The 19,373-nt window shown below is 40.6% G+C and carries 15 protein-coding genes; 5 read left to right on the top strand and 10 right to left on the bottom strand.

Features of this window, described 5'->3' with window-relative positions; translation table 11 throughout:
* The first annotated feature begins 157 nt into the window (after positions 1-157).
* Both MORIYA_RS02895 and MORIYA_RS02890 read left to right on the top strand, forming a co-directional pair.
* Positions 158-2,071 (top strand): methyl-accepting chemotaxis protein, encoded by a 1,914-nt coding sequence (locus MORIYA_RS02895; protein WP_112712551.1) that lies wholly within the window; start codon positions 158-160, stop codon positions 2,069-2,071.
* A 222-nt stretch (positions 2,072-2,293) separates the two neighbouring features.
* Positions 2,294-4,207: a methyl-accepting chemotaxis protein gene (locus tag MORIYA_RS02890; RefSeq protein ID WP_112712549.1), complete on the top strand. Its 1,914-nt coding sequence runs from the start codon at positions 2,294-2,296 to the stop codon at positions 4,205-4,207.
* Between the two features lie 66 nt (positions 4,208-4,273).
* Here MORIYA_RS02890 and MORIYA_RS02885 read toward each other — a convergent pair whose 3' ends face one another.
* From MORIYA_RS02885 to MORIYA_RS20710, 6 genes are all read right to left on the bottom strand, one after another.
* Positions 4,274-5,065 (bottom strand): EAL domain-containing protein, encoded by a 792-nt coding sequence (locus MORIYA_RS02885; protein ID WP_174216890.1) that lies wholly within the window; start codon positions 5,063-5,065, stop codon positions 4,274-4,276.
* A gap of 146 nt (positions 5,066-5,211) precedes the next feature.
* Positions 5,212-6,675, bottom strand: coding sequence for a diaminobutyrate--2-oxoglutarate transaminase family protein (locus MORIYA_RS02880; RefSeq protein WP_112712547.1), 1,464 nt, complete (start codon positions 6,673-6,675; stop codon positions 5,212-5,214).
* A gap of 52 nt (positions 6,676-6,727) precedes the next feature.
* Positions 6,728-7,912 carry a carboxynorspermidine decarboxylase gene (nspC, locus tag MORIYA_RS02875; RefSeq protein ID WP_112712545.1) on the bottom strand — a complete coding sequence of 395 codons (1,185 nt, stop codon included), beginning with the start codon at positions 7,910-7,912 and terminating at the stop codon, positions 6,728-6,730.
* 2 nt (positions 7,913-7,914) lie between these two features.
* On the bottom strand, positions 7,915-9,132 hold the full coding sequence (locus tag MORIYA_RS02870) for a carboxynorspermidine synthase (protein WP_112712543.1): 1,218 nt from the start codon (positions 9,130-9,132) through the stop codon (positions 7,915-7,917).
* Positions 9,133-9,244: 112 nt separating this feature from the next.
* Positions 9,245-10,780, bottom strand: a complete 1,536-nt coding sequence (locus MORIYA_RS02865) for a pyridoxal phosphate-dependent decarboxylase family protein (protein WP_408632075.1) — start codon at positions 10,778-10,780, stop codon at positions 9,245-9,247.
* 372 nt (positions 10,781-11,152) lie between these two features.
* Positions 11,153-11,380, bottom strand: coding sequence for a hypothetical protein (locus MORIYA_RS20710; RefSeq protein WP_162629218.1), 228 nt, complete (start codon positions 11,378-11,380; stop codon positions 11,153-11,155).
* Positions 11,381-12,137: 757 nt separating this feature from the next.
* Between MORIYA_RS20710 and MORIYA_RS02845 the strand changes: the two genes are divergently transcribed.
* Positions 12,138-12,539, top strand: a complete 402-nt coding sequence (locus tag MORIYA_RS02845) for an SMI1/KNR4 family protein (RefSeq protein WP_112718394.1) — start codon at positions 12,138-12,140, stop codon at positions 12,537-12,539.
* A gap of 130 nt (positions 12,540-12,669) precedes the next feature.
* Positions 12,670-13,239: an NnrU family protein gene (locus MORIYA_RS02840; RefSeq protein WP_112712537.1), complete on the top strand. Its 570-nt coding sequence runs from the start codon at positions 12,670-12,672 to the stop codon at positions 13,237-13,239.
* Positions 13,240-13,476: 237 nt separating this feature from the next.
* On the opposite strand, the gene MORIYA_RS02835 is transcribed toward MORIYA_RS02840, so the two are convergent.
* The 4 genes from MORIYA_RS02835 to MORIYA_RS02820 all read right to left on the bottom strand — a co-directional run bounded on the left by MORIYA_RS02835 (position 13,477) and on the right by MORIYA_RS02820 (position 18,147).
* Entirely contained in the window at positions 13,477-14,391 is a 915-nt protein-coding gene (locus MORIYA_RS02835; RefSeq protein ID WP_112712535.1) for an alpha/beta fold hydrolase, read from the bottom strand.
* Between the two features lie 91 nt (positions 14,392-14,482).
* On the bottom strand, positions 14,483-15,439 hold the full coding sequence (locus MORIYA_RS02830; protein WP_112712533.1) for an alpha/beta fold hydrolase: 957 nt from the start codon (positions 15,437-15,439) through the stop codon (positions 14,483-14,485).
* A gap of 411 nt (positions 15,440-15,850) precedes the next feature.
* Positions 15,851-16,810, bottom strand: a complete 960-nt coding sequence (locus tag MORIYA_RS02825; RefSeq protein ID WP_112712531.1) for a chromosome segregation ATPase — start codon at positions 16,808-16,810, stop codon at positions 15,851-15,853.
* Positions 16,810-18,147 (bottom strand): sphingomyelin phosphodiesterase, encoded by a 1,338-nt coding sequence (locus tag MORIYA_RS02820; RefSeq protein WP_232011487.1) that lies wholly within the window; start codon positions 18,145-18,147, stop codon positions 16,810-16,812. The genes MORIYA_RS02825 and MORIYA_RS02820 overlap by 1 nt, the downstream gene beginning before the upstream one ends.
* A 290-nt stretch (positions 18,148-18,437) precedes the next feature.
* Here MORIYA_RS02820 and MORIYA_RS02815 point away from each other — a divergent pair, with 290 nt between their 5' ends.
* On the top strand, positions 18,438-19,355 hold the full coding sequence (locus tag MORIYA_RS02815) for a DUF368 domain-containing protein (protein WP_112712529.1): 918 nt from the start codon (positions 18,438-18,440) through the stop codon (positions 19,353-19,355).
* Positions 19,356-19,373 lie beyond the last annotated feature (18 nt).

Genomic DNA, 19,373 nt, shown 5'->3' with positions numbered 1-19,373 from the left:
CATTGTATTTTTGTGACCAATATCACTCATTAGCCATTTAAAATACGATATCAATATTTACAGCCGATAAGCTAATAACAATGTAATTGCGATAGTGTTATCGCTGTGTAATGCGAGTATCCACTCTCGAATTAATTTATAAAAAGGATGTACCCACGTGAATTTCTTATCAAGTTTTAAAGGCCGGATAATTACAGTAATTATGTTACTGCTTATCACGACGCTTGCAATATCAAACTTTCTTTCTTATCGCCAAATGTCCGCGTTAATGAAAGATGATATAGATAAGTACTCAACTCTGAAAGTCAGTAGTACATCCGAAACTGTTAACGCTTGGTTTCAAACTATCAAGGACGGTTTGATCGGCACGGCTCCCGATTTTTCTGTACCACGTAACGATGACCAGCTGATTTTAATGGTGCAGCAAATCAATGCAGCAACGAAAGCAACAGACATACTCGTCGGTTTTGAAGATGGGCGTTCTTATAGTGCGACGAGCGGAAAACATGACGCATCGGAATACGACCCGCGTGCACGAGGTTGGTATGAAGAAGCAAAACGTCAAAGAAAAACAATTATTACGCCTATGTATAAAGATGCATTTACCAACAATCTATTGGTGAGTATCGCCGAACCATTTTACCGTAATGGGCAATTACAAGGTGTATTACTCGCTGATATCGAATTGAACGTGCTTGAAGATATTGTTAAGGCTTCTGCATTTTCTCATGCAACCACAAGTTTGTTTGATGACGTAGGTACAATAATTGCTTCTACCGATGCTATCGACAACCCTGGGAAATCAAAACTTGCCGATAACACCGCATTTACCCAGTTACAGCAAAAAATGCTAGCGGAAGAAAAAGGTAAACTCGCTCTTTCAGTCAATGGTAAAGAAAAGATCAGCTATTTTGAATCTGTTAAGCTTGATAGCCAATTAAGCTGGCATATAGTGGTCACACTGGATAAAGACGCGCACCACGCCGTCATTACAGACAGCTTTAATGATTCATTGATCACAGCTGCTATTTTAATTCTTATCGTGTCGATATTAATATATATTTGTCTTAATAAACTCTATCAACCAATCATTGCATTAAAATCAACAATTCAAGATCTCGCGCAAGGCAACGGCGATTTAACTCAGCGATTGGAAGTAACAAGTAAAGATGATTTAGGCCAAATAGCCGAAGGCGTAAATACCTTTATTAGCAACCTACAGTCAATCATGTTAGAAATATCACAATCAACAACGCAGATTGCTACCGGGATTGAACAATTACGCTCTCAAACAGAGCACAATAATGCCGTATTAATTGATCATGCAAATGAAACCGATCAGGTTGTTGTTGCAGTAACTGAAATGAGTTCGACTGCAGACAGTGTGGCTCAAAGCGCAGCACAAAGTGCGACCTTCACGCAGAAGTCTAGCGATGAGGCGCACCAATCTAAAGCTGTGGTTCAAGGCGCGGTTAACGGGGTTGCTGACTTAGTTAATGAAGTTGAAGCGATGGCACTAAACATTCAAACGATGAATGAAGACACCGATAGAATCAGCAAGGTATTAAGTGTAATTGGTGAGATTGCAGATCAAACCAACCTACTGGCATTAAACGCGGCTATCGAGGCTGCACGTGCTGGCGAACAAGGTCGAGGCTTTGCGGTGGTTGCCGATGAAGTTCGCACACTCGCAGCAAGAACTCAGCAGAGTACCTCTGAAATTAATGAGATGTTAACCCGCCTACGTAATGGTGCAGATACTGTCGTTAAAGCAATGGATGCAACCAAATTGAGTTGCCAACAAACGGCTGAAACGACAGCAAGTGTCAATGTTAGCCTTGATTCAATGACAGATTCAGTCATGCAAATAAACGATCTTGGCATTCAAATAGCGACTGCGGCAGAAGAACAAAGTTCAGTAACTGAAGAAATAAACCGTAACATGACAATGATTCAAGGTATGGTATCTCAGTTAACTGAGAATGGTAAAAAAACCATGGACAGTACACATACACTCGCAAGTTCGAATGAACAATTGGTCGCGATTGTTGGACAATTTAAACTAAAATAATCACAATATAACATATCAAGATTTACAGCCCATGCAGCTGTAAATCTTGATCTAAAATAGTAATAAAGCATTTAATGTCAATATTAACTTTATAAACACCAATAAAACCCTACCCGAACTTTCCTATGAATGATAGCATGTTAAAAAATTTCCTTAAACAAATATACATTGGCAAATTAGCTAAACAGCAATATTTCTAACCATTAAAGGGTGTAAATACACGTGGATTTTCTATCAAGTTTTAAAGGGAGGATAATATCTGTCATTATTCTACTCTTAATAACAACCTTAACTATTTCTAACTTCTTTTCTTACCGCCAGTTATCTTCTTCGATGTCGAGTAATATCAACGATTACTCTATATTAAAAGTTGATACCACATCGGCAAAAATTAATACTTGGTTCCAAACCATTAAAGACGGTTTAATTGCAACGGCACCCGATTTTGCCCAAGCACGTAGTGACGAGCAGATACTCTTAATGGTACGACAAATCACCGCAGCCACTAAAGCGAGTGACATCGTGGTTGGTTTTGCTGATGGCCGCTCTTATGGCGCTGCAAGTGGTAAACGAGATTTAGCTAGTTATGACCCCCGCACACGTGATTGGTATACTCTTGCTCAACAAAAACGCAGTACGATTGTGACGGCAATGTATAAAGATGCATTAACAAAGCAATTACTTATCAGTATTGCAGCCCCTTTTTATAAAAATGGTCAACTTGAAGGAGTACTGCTTGCCGATATCGAGTTAGGAGTGTTAAATGAGATGGTTCGTGCATCTGCATTTGCCAACGCGGTAACAAGCTTACACGATAACCAAGGTACCACTATCGCCTCAACAGTGCAGATCCGTAATCCTGGCCAAAGTAAGTTAGCTGACAAAATGGGCTATGCACAACTGCAACAAGAAATGCTCAATAAAGATGAAGGCGTAACCAACTTCACTGTTAATGGTGCAGATAAAGTGAGTTACTTTGAAAGCATTAAACTTGATGACTCAATGCGTTGGCATTTACTGATCACAATTGACAAATCTGCACACCACGCAACAATACAAGAATTATTAGAAGAAAAAATATTAAGCGCCCTACTGCTTATCCTTATTGCATCCGCTATTGTATATGCCGCACTTAATCGATTATACCGTCCAATTCTGGCGTTAAAAGCGACAATTGTCGACCTTGCCCAAGGTAACGCTGATTTAACCCAGCGTCTCACTGTAAACAGTAACGATGACTTAGGCCAAATTGCAGAAGCAGTGAATCAATTCGTGAGTAACTTACAAGCGATGATGTTAGAGATATCACAATCAACAGACCATATCTCAGCAGGCATTGAGCAACTAAGAACGCAGACTGAGCACAATAATACAGTATTAATCGACCATGCTAGTGAAACAGACCAGGTTGTTGTAGCGATAACAGAAATGAGTTCAACCGCAGAAAGTGTTGCTCAAAATGCAGCGCAATCTGCAACCTTTACTCAGCAATCTGCAGACGAGGCACGCAAATCAAAAATTATTGTCGAAGGCGCTGTGCACGGGGTGGCAGACTTAGTTAATGAAGTTGAAGCGATGGCAATCAACATTCAAACAATGAATGAAGACACCGATAGGATCAGCACTGTATTGAGTGTGATTGGTGAAATTGCAGACCAGACTAACTTACTGGCATTAAATGCTGCGATTGAAGCAGCACGCGCTGGTGAACAAGGCCGTGGTTTTGCGGTTGTCGCAGATGAAGTTCGTACGCTAGCAGCACGCACACAGCAAAGTACCTCTGAAATTAACGAGATGCTGACACGTTTACGTAATGGTGCCGATATGGTTGTTCGTGCGATGGACATCACCAAAGCCAGTTGTCAGCAGACAGCAACGACCACGGCAAGTGTTAATGATAACCTCGATTCAATGACTGACTCTGTCATGCAGATTAATGATCTGGGTATTCAAATAGCCACTGCAGCAGAAGAACAGAGCTCAGTAACGGAAGAGATCAACCGTAACATGACCATGATCCAAGGGATGGTAAATCAACTAACCCAAAACGGTCAGAAGACCATGGACAGTACCCGTGATCTAGCCAGTTCAAATGAACAGTTAGTGGCGATTGTTGGTCAGTTTAAACTGAAATAATACCGTATAAATATAAGATTATTTGTGTAACTTGCTCGGCCCTTGCTTATCTTAAGGGCCGATGTATTAAAGGCCGAAACGCGGTGCAGATACAAATTGTGGTTTAAATAGAAAGCCTTGAACGTAATCAATATTTAATGCTTTTGCAAACGCCAGATCCTCATCCGTTTCAACCCCCTCCAAAATGGTTTTCTTTCCGGCCTCTTCAGCGTAGGTAATTAGCGCTTTAATTAGCAGCAGAAAACTTGAATTGTGTTTATTCAATACCACAAAACGATCGAACTTGATAAAATCAACTTGCTCTAATACTGCGGTCGAAATCATAGACTGTTCATTACAGATATCGTCAAGCGCAGTCCTTATATTATATGACGCCATAAGCTTGATCATATTCAGGCTCATTTTTGCATCGTTTATTTCTGAATTTTCAATTAACTCTACCACTATTTCATTATCGCCATGCTCTAAAAACAATCGAATGAAAGGGTTTAATTCCGTCGCTGTTACCGACTGCTCAGCGACATCGTCGCCATAAGCAAAATAGGAGTCTTGATCTAAATTAACGAATAATTTGAAATTTTTAGGGGCATGTTTAAGCTGTAATTTTTTCTGTGCTAATTCCACCTGAAATAGTGATAGCGGATTATGATGCAAAGCTTTATATACGTGATCAGGGGGAATTGGATTGTTTGCTTCGTCATAAAAGCGAGACAAGGCTTCATAAGCAAAAACCTCAAGTGTTTCAACCGCAATAATAGGCTGATACTCAACACCATAATTCTTTGCTTTTAATATATATAATAGTAATTTAGGTGGTAAAATTGGCGCTATATTAGTCAAATCTGTTAACTCTGGCATAAAAACGATTTAGTATACTAACACCAACTACTAATAATCCTCAATATCACTACTAATAGTTAGCTCAAAAATGACAATTAAATGAATAAAAAGGCCTTTAGTGCAGAACTAAAGGCCTTTTTATTCATGGTTGAACGCTTTATCAATTAAGCAACTGAGTTTATCGCATCTGTTAAAATAGCAACAACCACATCAATTTCTTCTGATTGGATGATGAGTGGCGGTAACATACGGATAGTCGAACCAAAACGGCCGCCTAATTCGATAATCAAACCACGACGTAATGCCGCTTGTTGAATTTCTTTCGCACGTTGCCCATCTTGTGGCAAGTTACCCAATACATCACGTTCACCATTCGGATCAACAATCTCAATGCCTAACATCAAACCCCGGCCACGCACATCACCGATAACGTTACTGTCAATCGCTTCTAGATCATGTTTTAACTTAGCGCCCATTGCACCCGCATGTAAATGCAGTTGCTCTTGCGCAAGGTGGCGCATAACCACCAACCCCGACGCCATTGCCAACTGGTTACCACGGAATGTGCCCGCGTGAGCACCTGGATTCCATTTATCAAAGTCATTATGATAAATAATCGCGGCTAATGGTTGGCCACCACCTAACGCTTTAGAAACGACGATCACATCGGGTTCAATATCGGCATGTTCAAATGCAAATATTTTACCTGTACGGCCCATACCCGCTTGAATTTCATCAATGATGAGTAAAATGCCGTGACGTTTAGTGATATCACGTAAGCCTTTAAGCCAAGTAGGATCTGCGGGCAGTGCTCCGGCTTCGCCCTGCACTGCTTCTACGATAATCGCGGCAGGTTTAGCTACTCCCGATTCAGGATCCGTAAGCATCGTTTCTAGCTGATAAAGACTGGCTTTAATCCCTGCTTCACCTAGGCCATAAGGACAGCGAGGTGCATACGGGAATGGCATAATTTGCACATCAGCCCCCGTCATACTCAGTGCCGATTTAGGCCCTAAATTGCCCATCATCGCTAACGCGCCATGCGTCATGCCATGGTAAGCACCAGAGAATGCGAGAATTGAACGACGACCAGTGGCAATTTTAGCTAATTTCAATGCTGCTTCAACCGCATCTGAACCGCAAGGGCTACACATTTGAATACGTGCATTGTCAGCCATATTACCCGGCAGCAGATCCAACAACTGCGTCATGAACTCATCTTTAATTGGCGTCATCAGATCTAATGTTTGCATTGGTACGTCTGATTGCACAGTTTCAATCAAAGCTGCTGTCACATCTGGGTGGCTATGGCCAAGCGCTAACGTGCCAGCAGCAGCTAAACAATCAATAAAGATCTGTTGTTCAGTATCTTCAACAAAGATACCTTGACCGCGTTTAAGCGCAAGTGGCAAACGACGCGGATAACTGCGTGCATTTGATTCACGCTGTTCTTGGCGTTGTAAATAGCTATTAGTCGCCAGCACGCGTGCAGGCTGACTAAGAAACGAAGTCAGATTTAACGCAACAGGCGCTTGGGCGCGCGTCTCTGGTTTATCGTTATTCATTTCTGTCACATTATTTAAAACTTCGCTCACGGCATTTCCAACCTTCTTTGATCTTTTATTCATAGTACCACCTTGTGAAAGGTATTATTCATATTGTTGCTTACACTCGGCAAGATTAGTCTTGCCCTAATGTCGCTTTGAAATCCTGATAATTAAATTGATTCAGGCTTTCTATTTTACCTTCTACACGTTCGCCATCAACGCCACCACTACCAACACGCTTATAGTAGATACTTGGCATTTTCAGGCCGTTAAACCAGTTCAGTTTCACCATGGTATAACCTGCTGAATCTTTGATGGTTAAACGATCGCCAACTTGTAATGGTTGTGGAAAATTGGCTTCACCAAATATATCCCCCGCCAAACATGAACAGCTGCCAATAATATAAGGGTGCTGACCATTTTCAGTTGCTTCAGCAAAACTCGCCGGTTCGTTATAAATAAGCGTATCTAAACGATGCGCTTCGGTTGCACTGTCTACAATCACCGTTTTTTTATCATTTTCAACAATATCGAGTACCGATACCACTAAGTCAGTGGTATCGGTGATCACCGCTTCACCCGGTTCAAGATATAATTGTACTTGGTGTTTTTCTGCGAAGGCTTTAAGTGCTAATGCTAATTCTGCCACTGGATAGCCAGGATAAGTGAAAAACAAACCGCCACCCAAACTCACCCATGAAACTTGATCTAAGTGTGCTGAAAACTGTTCTGAAATAGTAGCCAAGATCTTGTTATAAGCAACAAAGTCTTTATTTTCACAGTTCATATGGAACATCAAACCATCAAGTTTAGCCACTGTTTCCGCAGTTAATCCAGATTTTTTCACCCCTAAACGAGAGTAAGCACGCGCTGGATCAGCAAGATCTTGCCCTGCGTAGCTCACTTCTGGATTAATGCGTAAACCAACACTGCTTGCTGCATTTAACAACGGCTGCATACGCTCAAGTTGTGATACCGAATTAAAAATAATTTTATCGGCGATATCACGCACGGCAATCACGTCATCTTCGCTGTAACCCACGCTATAAGCATGTGTTTCACCGGGGAATGTTTCGTGACCAAGCTGCACTTCGTACGGGCCACTGCTGGTGGTACCGTCTAGGTATTTACTGATAGTGTTGAATGTTCCCCAAGTAGAGAAACATTTCAATGCTAATACCAGTTTCACACCAGAAAGATCTTTTAACTGCTTGCAGATCTCAAGATTACGCAGCAGTTTGTCTTCATGGATCATGAAATACGGGGTTTTCAGAGGCGTGCTAGACGCCTCTGTTTGCATAGCTTTAGCAGCCGGCATTATTAGCATTCCAACTCTTGAACTTCCCACTTTAGACCAATACGAGGCATCAAGTCTAAGAAGTCATCAGGGTTAAGCTGTTCTACATTGAACAAACCAACGTCGCTCCACTTACCTTGGAAGTAAAGTAATGCAGCAGTGATTGCTGGCACGCCCGTAGTGTAAGAAATCGCTTGATGCTCAACTTCTTTGTATGCTTCTTCATGGTCGCAAATGTTGTATACGAATACGCTACGTGGCTTGCCACCTTTGGTACCACGAACCCAAGTACCGATACAGGTTTTACCTGTGTAACCAGCAGCAAGTGACGTTGGATCCGGTAAGATAGCTTTTAATACTTTAAGCGGCTCAACCGTAATACCGTCAGTTGTTGTTACTGGTACTTGGCTTAATAAACCAATATCACGCATTACGTTGAAGTAATTTAGGTAGCTATCAGAGAAACCCATCCAGAATTCAATACGTTTAGCAGGAATGAACTCGGCTAATGAACGCACTTCATCATGCGCCATTGAATAAACTTTTTGCGGACCAACAACCGGGAAATCAAATTCCATGACACGGCTGTGACAAGGTACTTGATGCCATTCTTTGTTCTCGTAATAGAATGAATCGCCTAAGATCTCTAACATGTTTGTTTCTGGATCAAAGTTAGTCGCAAAGCGTTGACCGTGATCACCCGCGTTTACGTCCATTACGTCGATACTATCAATTTCATCAAACAAGTGCTTGTAAGCATACGTTGCGAACACGCTTACTACGCCTGGATCAAAACCAGCACCAAGAATACCTGTGATACCGGCTTTTTCGAAGTCTTCACGGAATGCCCATTGTGGATCGTAAGCTTCTGGCACTTGTTGGCCTTCACTACATAGATCCGTTGCTACAGATGTATCTAGGTAAGCCGTTTTCGTTGCGACACAAGCTGCCATGATTGCTACGTTAACCCACGGAGGACCGGCATTGATTACTAAATCTGGATTTACTTCTTCGATAAGCGCAATAAGTGCTTCTTTGTTATCAACGTTAATCTGACGTGATACTAAGCTACGGCTCTTATCTTTTAAGTTGTCACGGTTGTGCACACTGGTGATGATCTTGTCACATTTAGCGATTGTGCGTGATGCGATAGTGATATCACCAAACACGTCATTGTTTTGTGCACATTTATGCGCAATAACCCAACCAACACCACCAGCACCAATTTGTAATACAGACATATCTATTCCTTAAACTTATTCTTTTTTGTTATTTATTAAATGGCTGGTTTATTCGAGAAACACCAACCACTGTTCTATTTGTTTTTCGTTATTCAGCACTGCTTATTTGCTATCAATTATTAATATAATCTTGCTCTGCTGCAAAATCAGCAATCTTGGTAAACAAGCTTTCAAAATCATTTAACTGCAAGCATGGATTCAAAATGGTCAGTTTTAGACAGGTATAACCATTGATTTTGGTTTCGCCTAATACGGCTTGCCCTGCTGTCAACAGATCTAAACGTAAACGTTGGTTGATCACGCTGATTTCTTCTTCATGCTCAATCGTTACGTCGTTGCCGCTGCAAAGGTGGTTATATCTAAATAACACAGTGCTTAGTTGCGGTTGTGCTAACAGATCAAACTTGTCCGTTGCTGTTACTAACGCTGCTACATCTTGAGTTAAGCTAATGAGGTGATCGTACATCGCACCAAATTTATCTGTCCCCAAAGCTTGCATAGACATCAGTAGCTTTAACGCATCAAAACGCTTGGTCGTGGCAATGGATTTATCCACCAAGTTTGGCAGTTCATCTGTTTCACGATTTAAATAATCGGCATGATGCAGTAAGTATTTGAAATTGTGTTTATCGCGGATCAACAATGCGCCACAGCTAATCGGTTGAAAAAACAACTTGTGAAAGTCAGTGCTAATCGAATCAGCTAGCTCAATACCCGCTAAACGGTCTTTGTGCGAGCTCAGGATCAATGCCCCGCCATATGCACCATCAACGTGGAACCACATGCTGTGCTGTTCGCTGATAGCCGCAATGGCTTGTAGATCATCAATCGCGCCAAGGTCAGTGGTACCCGCAGTACCAACCACGCAGAACGGGATCAAGTCTTGAGACTGTAAATCAGCTATCGTTGCAGTTAACGCGTTAATGTCTAAACGACCAAAGTCATCAGTCGCTACAGTAACGACGGCGCGCTCACCCAGCCCCATTAACGATGCTGATTTTTGCACTGTAAAATGACTGGTTTTCGAACATAGGATGCGTAATTTTTTGGCGTAACTTGGTAAACCGTCTTTTTGAACGCTTTCACCCGAGATCTGTTCTACCGCACGATCACGTGCTAATAATAGTCCCATTAAATTACTTTGCGTACCACCACTGGTAAATACACCATCAGCGCCATTACTTGTCGCTGACTGTTCCAGGTTATAACCAAATAGTTCACATAACCAATCTGTCATTTTCTGTTCTACGTAAGTAGCAGAAGACGCTTGGTCCCATGAATCCATCGACTGGTTTAATGCCGAGATAATCGTTTCAGCAGCAAGCGCTGGAATTAACGGTGGCGTATGCAAATGCGCAATACAGTGCGGGTGTTGCACAATAATTGAGTTTTTACCAATGAGGTCAACGTTATTCGAAATGATGTCTGCCAAGGGGGCAATCGGAGCTTTGCCAATTGGCATTGCCTTGATCCGCTCATTCAATTGCGCTGGTTCCAACCCTGAATACGGCGCATCAATCGCCGTAATCATTGTCGAAAGTTGTTGCACAGTATGCGAGATCGCATTCAAATAATGTGGTTCTGCAGTCGGATCTATATTTACAAATACATCAGACCAATCATTGTGTTGTTTTGAGTTTGTCATCATTCTTCAGCTTGAAATAAAATACATATTTAATTGTTTATCTCTAAAGTGTGTAATTACAAATATAACAATTGCGATTCACAATTTAATAAATAACGAGAGATGTTAAATTCTAGGCGGCAAAGCAAATAGCTCGCGCTAATCAGAGATCAGAAGTACGGTAGGGAAATTTGAAATGTGTGATTAATGGTTTGTATCACTGTATTTTAAAGTCCATATAAAAGAAAATAATCGATCGGGTCGATTTAATGACCGCAATGTAATTTAAATGTAATCGAGATGCAAGTTTTTTATCGCACGATTAATATAAATTAATCTGTTAATACAAGCTGGTTTAGTTATATCAACTATACAGATAACAACATATAGGTATATTTAATATGTTTTAAACGGTTTCAATTCTTCTGTCGGATAAAGCATTTGATCTAATGTGGCTTGTTGCTGAAAGCGAAAATACAGATTATCGACTTCTTGATAGAACTGCTTACTGCTGGCCTCACTCAATAACCGACTCGCGGAGTAAAATGGATAATTAGTCCCTGTATGTGAAGAGATCGCTTCTTTGATAACTCGCTGATTAACCCTGACTAATGTCTGATGCATAGGCCCATCAGAACGCCTCTTAATCAGTCGGTTTACAACAAAGTAAAAATGGTTGCCTTGTCCTAGTCTAATCAACGACAATTTTTCTAACTCTCGTAAATATAAATATATATCCGTTTGCTGTAAGTTATTTTGTGACGCCATCTCTCGACGGTGTCATTGTGACCGCGGATATAGGTGCAAACAAACAATATCTATTCACACTTATGATGATGGATAATAAAGTTAACGCATGGAAACTAAGTAATTTTTAATCATTCGCCTCCATCAGTTAATTCAAAACTAACTAGCGCCTCTTTTTTGGTACTGATCCTACTTTCCTGGCTAATAATAACGGCCAATTTATGGCTGCCCAAATGAAACACACGGGTGTTAATCACTTTGAAACTTTGGTGACGAATTATCTGTCTGCACATTATGACCTAACCACTGCGACAAAAAATATCTCATTAAAATCGCTCAACTTTAGTCCCCAACTAAAAGCATTACGCATATCAGGTAAATTGGTGTTATGAAACGCTTGTTTATTAGCCATGATGTTCTTCCTTGAGTTTTATTCGTGTTGGCCTTGCAGACCCGATAACGCTACTTTGCCACAATCCAAACATATCGTCCAATTGATGATTTATATAGTATTCATTGGTTATATCAATAATTAATTGAAGCGTATGGTTATCCTGTGTATCTTGTTTTCATTATAAAATTAAGACAGTTTTTATCGTCAATCGCGGTAATAAACTGGGGCAGTAAAAACGCCATGGTACCAATAAATGGTGATGATATTGCAGAGCTTGAATCAAAGTTAAATGGTTTTTTACCTGAGTCATATAAATATTTAATATCTACCTATGGCTTGGTTCACACGCCAAACGTGTTAACTAAGATTTGTGATTTGAATTCCGATATTTCTGAAGTGCAAGATTTCCTAAGCCTCGAAGATATCTCTTCGCTGTCTCAGTTATATGAAATGAGCGGTATGCCAAAGGGGCATATTTTGTTTGCATCTGATTGTAAGGGCAACATGTTTTGTTTCAAACTGAGCAATTGTATAAGTCAGCAAACCGATGCACCCGTCTGGTTTTTTGACCATGGTGCTTGTACCGTGACGCAAGTATCTGATTCTTTTACTCAATGGCTAGCCCAGTTCAATGAACTTTAACTGTGAATCGGATCTGTTGTTGTGATCTTATCACACACTTAATTGCGCGCAATTTGATTTTACACAACATTCATAACGTTGAACAAGGTTATCGTGAGTTTTAATTTGTAGACTTAAAAGGAAATATTTTATGTTGAGTTTAATCACAGGCTTATTCCTATTTCTCGGAATTCATTCAATATCAATCATTGCTGACGATTTCAGAAACAGAATGGCCGCCAAAAGCGAGAACGGATGGAAAATTATCTATGCACTCATATCCGTTGTAGGTATCGTACTTATCGCCAAGGGCTATGCTGCACTTCGACTCGAGCCTGTACTTGTGTATGTACCACCTTACTGGTTGAAGCATCTGACTTACTTGTTGATGCTGCCAGCTATGGTACTTTTTGTCGCTCCTTACCTCCCGGGAAAAATAAAACAAGTAACCAAGCATCCCCAGCTAATCGCGGTGAAACTATGGGCATTCAGCCATCTGCTAGTAAATGGCATGCTGGCCGATGTCATACTTTTCGGGGCGTTTATAATCTGGGCTGGTGTTGCTAGGATCTCGATGAACAAGAGAACGCCACGCGTCATTCCAGGACTTAAATCGAACGGAATAAACGACATTATTGCTATCATTATTGGCGTGCTTTTAACCGGTGTATTTATATTTTATCTACATCCATTATTGATCGGCATGCCATTGTCTATTTGAGCTTTTAACATTAAAAATCATCTAGTATAGCAGCTAGTATGATCCTAACTTCCCCCCATTCTATGTGTTTCGCTGGCGTTACCTAAACGCATTATCAATGAGGCAATTGGATGGGGGAAAGGGGATGATGCGGCAGTTAAAGTTTTACCTTATTAGCCATAAACGAATTGAGTTAATTCACTGTGCCACTGCAAAATCATCGATAAATGAGTAAGCAAGTGGCCAGCAATTTGTTTTTTAGTGAGAGTTCAACCAATTAGAGATCTTTTTATTAACGAGATCAGGTGAAGACTGCATAAACCAATGGCCTCCAGGTACAACTTCAACTTGCCCCTTATTCTGTTCTTGTAGCTCTTTTTCCCAGCTTTTAGCATGGAACCAGACCTTTTTGTCCTTCCCGTACATGAAAAGGAAAGGCGTGCCATAATCTTTTATCGCTGTCGCTTTTGTTGTGTTTTTCGTCAATACAGAGTTCCACAAATGCCAGTATGGATAAGTCATACGGGGATCTGAACGCAAATCGGCGATTGTTTTATTAGGGTCAACATCTTCAATTTTTAAAATTTTGTCCGCAGTATATAGTGCTAATTTATCGCCTAAAAATTCCGGTAACGTCCAAGCAACGGCAAGTGCAAAGGTATATTTAACATTGATGGTTGGTCGTTTCTCATCGCCAAAACTACCGATGTCAAATAGTACTAGTCTATCTACTAAGTCATTTTTCTTAAGATACTGAGAAGCATAAGCAGCACCCCAGTCGTGAGCCAGAACTGTTACATGTTCCTTATTTAAACCTTTGATAAAGGCGTTAATAATCATTCGGATCTGTTTTATATTGTAATGAGGTCTTTCTCCATTATCTTCTAATTCAAACCCAGGTAACGTGAATCTAGCAATCGAATAATCATCTTTAAAATATTCAACCTGCTTGTCCCAAAGCTCCAAACTGTCAGGGTAACCATGGATAAACACTAAGGTCTCTTCACCGTCACCATCGAATTTAACTTCAAGGTTTTTTACTATTTCAGGAAGTTTTTTCTGAAATTCCGCATCTGGCATAGGACCTGTAAAGGCAAATGTGTAAATGAGGTAGAGAACGGGAGAAAGTACAACGAGTACAATCAACAATATTCTAAGCATAATTTTTTTCATGTATATCCTTTTATTTCTACTTTTGTTTTCAAATCTGGTTTAAAAAGACCAAGCAGGTGTTTATCTTTGTATAAGCTAATTAAATTGAAACCTATTTATATTTAGCTAAATGAGCTAACAAGTGGCCTGTTAGTTCGTCATATTTTTCCTGGATAATCCAGTGGCCGGCATCCATTTCAATAAATTGATATTCACCTTCGACGTAATTTCTGGTGTCATCAACGCCAGAACGCTTAAGCGCATGGTCTTGATTTCCCCAAATAAACGTAACGGGTACGTTCACTTTACCAACATCTAAACCGTTGGTGAATACAGAGAAATTGGCACGATACCAGTTGATGGCACTTGTCAGGGCTTTCTCCTGACCAAGAATACCAACGTAGTGTTCAATTTCAGCTGCGTCATGCTGTGACCAAATAGATCTTAAACGCTCATAATCATTTTTTGCCATCATGAATTCAGGTAAGATCGGTTTCTGAAAGAAACGGATATAAGCACTCGATTCATATTGTGCTGTATCTTCACGATATGCTTTACCGAAAGCATCAATATGTGGAACAGAAATAGCCGCATAGCTGATCACACGATCAGGGTTTTCTGCAGCAACCTGCCAACCTACCGCTGCGCCCCAGTCATGACCAATTAAATGAAATTGTTTTAATTCAAGCTGATCGGCAATCGCAATGACATCTGAAGCCAGGTATTTCAATTGATATTGTTCAACGTCATCAGGTCGAGCACCGGCGCTGTAACCACGCTGATTTGGTGCAATAGCGTAATAGCCCTTTGTAGTGAGCTCATCCATGAATTTGTCCCACATCACTGCTGACTCTGGGAATCCGTGGAGCAATATAACCGGTGTCCCCGTTTTATCTCCACGTATATCAACCGCAAAACTAAGACCATTCGCTTCAATGGTTGTATAGCCTTGCGGGTCTGCTGCTGGTAGGCTACCTTTTCCGATTACATTGGCATATAACACGGCGCCAACCAATACACATGCAGAGGCGGCCGCTAAGCTTAAGAGTATTTTTGTTATTTTATTCACTTGTAGTTCCTTGTATAACAAATATAAAATAGAGTAATAACTCTATTTTATATTTGTTATACACTTTGCAATAATAGATGTAAAGCTACGTTAGATTAAAGAAGCTTTAATTATTGATTTTGTTACAGTTGTCACAAGCATAATCGGCAGAAGTCACAGAACGAGTTCAGATAGCGCGACTGACTTTATAACGGATGATTATCTAACTAACGCATGGATGCCGCACACTCACCCGATTCTTGCGGCGGTTAAATCTATCGCCATTTAGTTTCGAGCAAGTGACAGGCCAGCCAGCATTAGCATATGCGGTTATAGCTATCGTACAATAACTCTGAGCTTAATTTTCCCAGTAACAATTTAGCTGATACAGAAACGAACAACCAAAACGTTTTTATGTTTTTGGTTGTTGAGCTAGACCCGAGAACTAAAGAAGCTAAGACGATATTGATACAAGCGATCTGCTTTATAAACTTGCCAATCTTCATCATTCATTGTTTTCTTTGACGTTGCACGTTCATTAGCAAGTGTGGCCTCAAGTTGATTTAATCTCTGCTGATAATCCGTTATTTCTTGCTTTTGCTTATCAACTTGCTGATCTCGGTTAACAATGGATTGTTGTTCGTTAGCGGTTAGATATTGCGAAGCCAATTCGGCCTTAATTCTGACCGTTTCATCCTCGGGCATAGATGAAGGGATTAATTGCAACGCTTGTTCATACTTGGCTGTATCAGAGCTTAACGCAAAGCTATCTAAGTCCTCACCCCGGTCTGCCAACATCGCATTGTATTCATTGATAAAGTCATCCGAATTCTGAGTTTGGTTTAAACGATTATCAAGATCAGATAGCGACAAGCGGTAATCATAATAAGCATCTTGCTGCTGAAATAACAGCGCTGCATCATCACCCCATATTTGCTCTCTAATCGCTTTAACATTGGCGATTTTATCCGTCAAACTTGCATCCAGACTGATTAACGACGCCCCCATCAACCGCTGTTCGTTCTGTAGGTTTACAGGGAAGTTGACTAATAACTGATAACGATCATCATCAAGTAACAACTGCTGTTGGGTTAACAATTCATCGCAATTACTTTCCCTTCTACATTGCTGCCAAAATGACGTTATCGCTGTCATTAACGCTTGCCCTGATTGTAATAAAGTATCTTGCTCAGGCATATCCTCATTAATTTGTATCTGTGCTGTAGTTTGACTCGATGCAGAGGCTGTCGGCTGCACTTTTTCATCAGCCGTTTCAAATAATACTGGGCTCGCTGTTTCAAACTTAATAGCGTTGAGTTCATTTTCATTGGTGATGAATAAATAAACGCTGCCAATAAAGGCAACGCTTATTAATAGTAATGGCCATCGCATTAACGGATCACTGCTTTAACAGGGAAATGATCGGACAAATTCCAATGTTTCCATAAACTAGCAACCGTTGTACGCGGTATTTTCACTGTGTTTATGTTCTCGTTTCGCTTGGCAAACTCATTACTGACAACAATATAATCAAGATATTCGATATTTTCACCACCCGATAGTGCATTACCTGCGTAGGCATTAATACGCGGGTCGAACGTTGATTCTGTATAACCAGCATATTGCGGTTCATCAGCGCTCAAGTTGGCAAACATTTGTTGATAGTCAGTTGGGAATTTAAGTTTGTTCACATTAAAATCACCACCATAGACAACAGTATCAGTGATTGGGATATTCTGTGCATGAGCAAATTCGCGGATCTGGCGAAATTGACGCTGGCGGTAATCGCGTGCGGTATCAGTATCGAACGACGCGGTATGGGTTGCGAATACATGATATGCCTTACCATTTTTGATCACTTCAGCATAATTTACGCCTTTGTCAGCAAAGCAGTCTGTTCCAGAGCAATCGGGATAGACGTATTGCCCTTCATTAACAATTGGATAGCGACTCACAATAGTCACACCACCATCGTAAACATTAATCCCAGGGTAATCTAACATCTTCGTTTGATACGGGTATTCTTTAGCCAGATCACGCAAAAATGCATCACGACCAGAAGCAAATACTTCCTGTAGCATGAGTACATCATAGCCTTTTAAATGCTTCGGTATTTCCTGAAAACGGTCACCGATGTGCTTTGCAATCACAGGCAGAGCCCAGACGTTATATGACATGACTTTGAGTGTATCTGCGTCGGCTACAGGCTGTTCATCAATTTTTTGCGGGGTGATACTGTAATATATATCATCATAACGACCAGTCGCACTCGCTTTAAACGCAATTTCAGTACTGCTGCTGTTACTGTTATATTTTGACTGATAACGATGAGTATCACGATCATCCGCCCAATTCAACGCAACATCATTGGCACTGGCACCATGATCAAGTGTTGATTTATACCAATAGCCTTTCACTTGTTGTAACAACGACAGCGACTCGCCATTTTCATTGGTCACCAGTGTTTCGAACTGATAAGTATCACCCGACTTAACCCCTTCCCAGCGATTAAAACTTAATACCATTTTAGTTTCCCATGGTTTAAGTGTCTGTACATGTTGTTGCCATTCTGTGCCTTCTTCAAGTAAATCTGAACCGGTATGGTTAACTTGAATAGACATGGTCTGGTTGGAGTTATTCGTAAGGTAGATATCACTGTCGGCAAGTGCAGGCACACTCATAACACAAGTGAGGCAAGTTGTTGTTATTACATTTTTTAGTATATTCACATCAAATCCTTTGATTGTTGTTATAGCGAATATGAGGTTAAGTTAAGAATATGACATTTAAAATACAATAATATTAAATATTTAGTTGGGATCACAATTAAACATAAACATAGATAAAAAGCGTGATCGCTGATAATAAACACCAAAGTAACAACAAAAATAATCCGCTTTATCACTCCACCTTAAACCGACCACGGATCACACTTATATCGCTTTCTATATAAGTTTCGATCAAACCGTTTATAATGCTGTTAAATTTGACCTTTAATCAATAAATTATACGGAGAATCATGAGTAAAGTTTCTATCTTTCTAAAAGGCGTGGCGATGGGCGCAGCAGACGTTGTTCCTGGCGTGTCCGGCGGTACAATTGCCTTCATTACCGGCATTTACGATACTTTGTTAGGGAGTATTAGTCGCATTACCCCACGCCTTATCGGTATGATCAGAAAAGATGGTCTGAAAGCGGCTTTTGATTACATCAATGGGTCATTCTTGATCGTGTTACTGGCAGGTATCCTAACGAGTATCTTTACGCTAGCGCGTGTCATCACATGGATGCTGCACACCCACCCTATTCCGCTTTGGTCGTTCTTCTTTGGTTTAATCATCATCTCAGTAAACCACATGTTTAAGCAGGTCGAATTCTGGAAAGTCAACCGCTTTGTAGCTGTCATCGCCGGTATTGGTTTTGCTTATAGCATTACCGTGCTGCAACCGCTTAATCTTGAGCCAACGTCGCTCAATATCTTACTTGCAGGATCTATTGCGATCTGTGCCATGATCTTACCGGGTATTTCAGGTAGTTTTATCCTGTTGATGTTAGGTATGTATGCACCCATTCTTGCGGCGGCTAAATCTATCGACATCGTCACATTAGCGATTTTTGCATCTGGTTGTGCTATTGGCCTGCTGACATTCTCGCATGTGCTGACATGGGTACTAAAACACTACCGCGATATCACATTGACGTTTTTAACCGGACTTATGATTGGTACACTTGGTAAAGTATGGCCATGGAAAGAAACGTTAACGTGGCGAACTAATTCAAGTGGCCTTGAAGTGCCATTGTTAGAACGTAATCTTTCACCATTTAGCTTCGAGCAAGTGACAGGCCAGCCAGCATTATTAGCGTATGCTATCGTGGCTATGCTTGCTGCTATTATTCTTATCTTGGTGTTAGAAAAGACCGCAGAAAAAGCATCTTAAAAATATCAGTTCAATATC

The sequence above is a fragment of the Moritella yayanosii genome, assembly GCF_900465055.1.
GTDB classification, from domain to species: Bacteria; Pseudomonadota; Gammaproteobacteria; order Enterobacterales; family Moritellaceae; genus Moritella; species Moritella yayanosii.
Note: the sequence above shows the minus strand (reverse complement) of the source record. Positions and strands in the feature narration are given on the sequence as shown.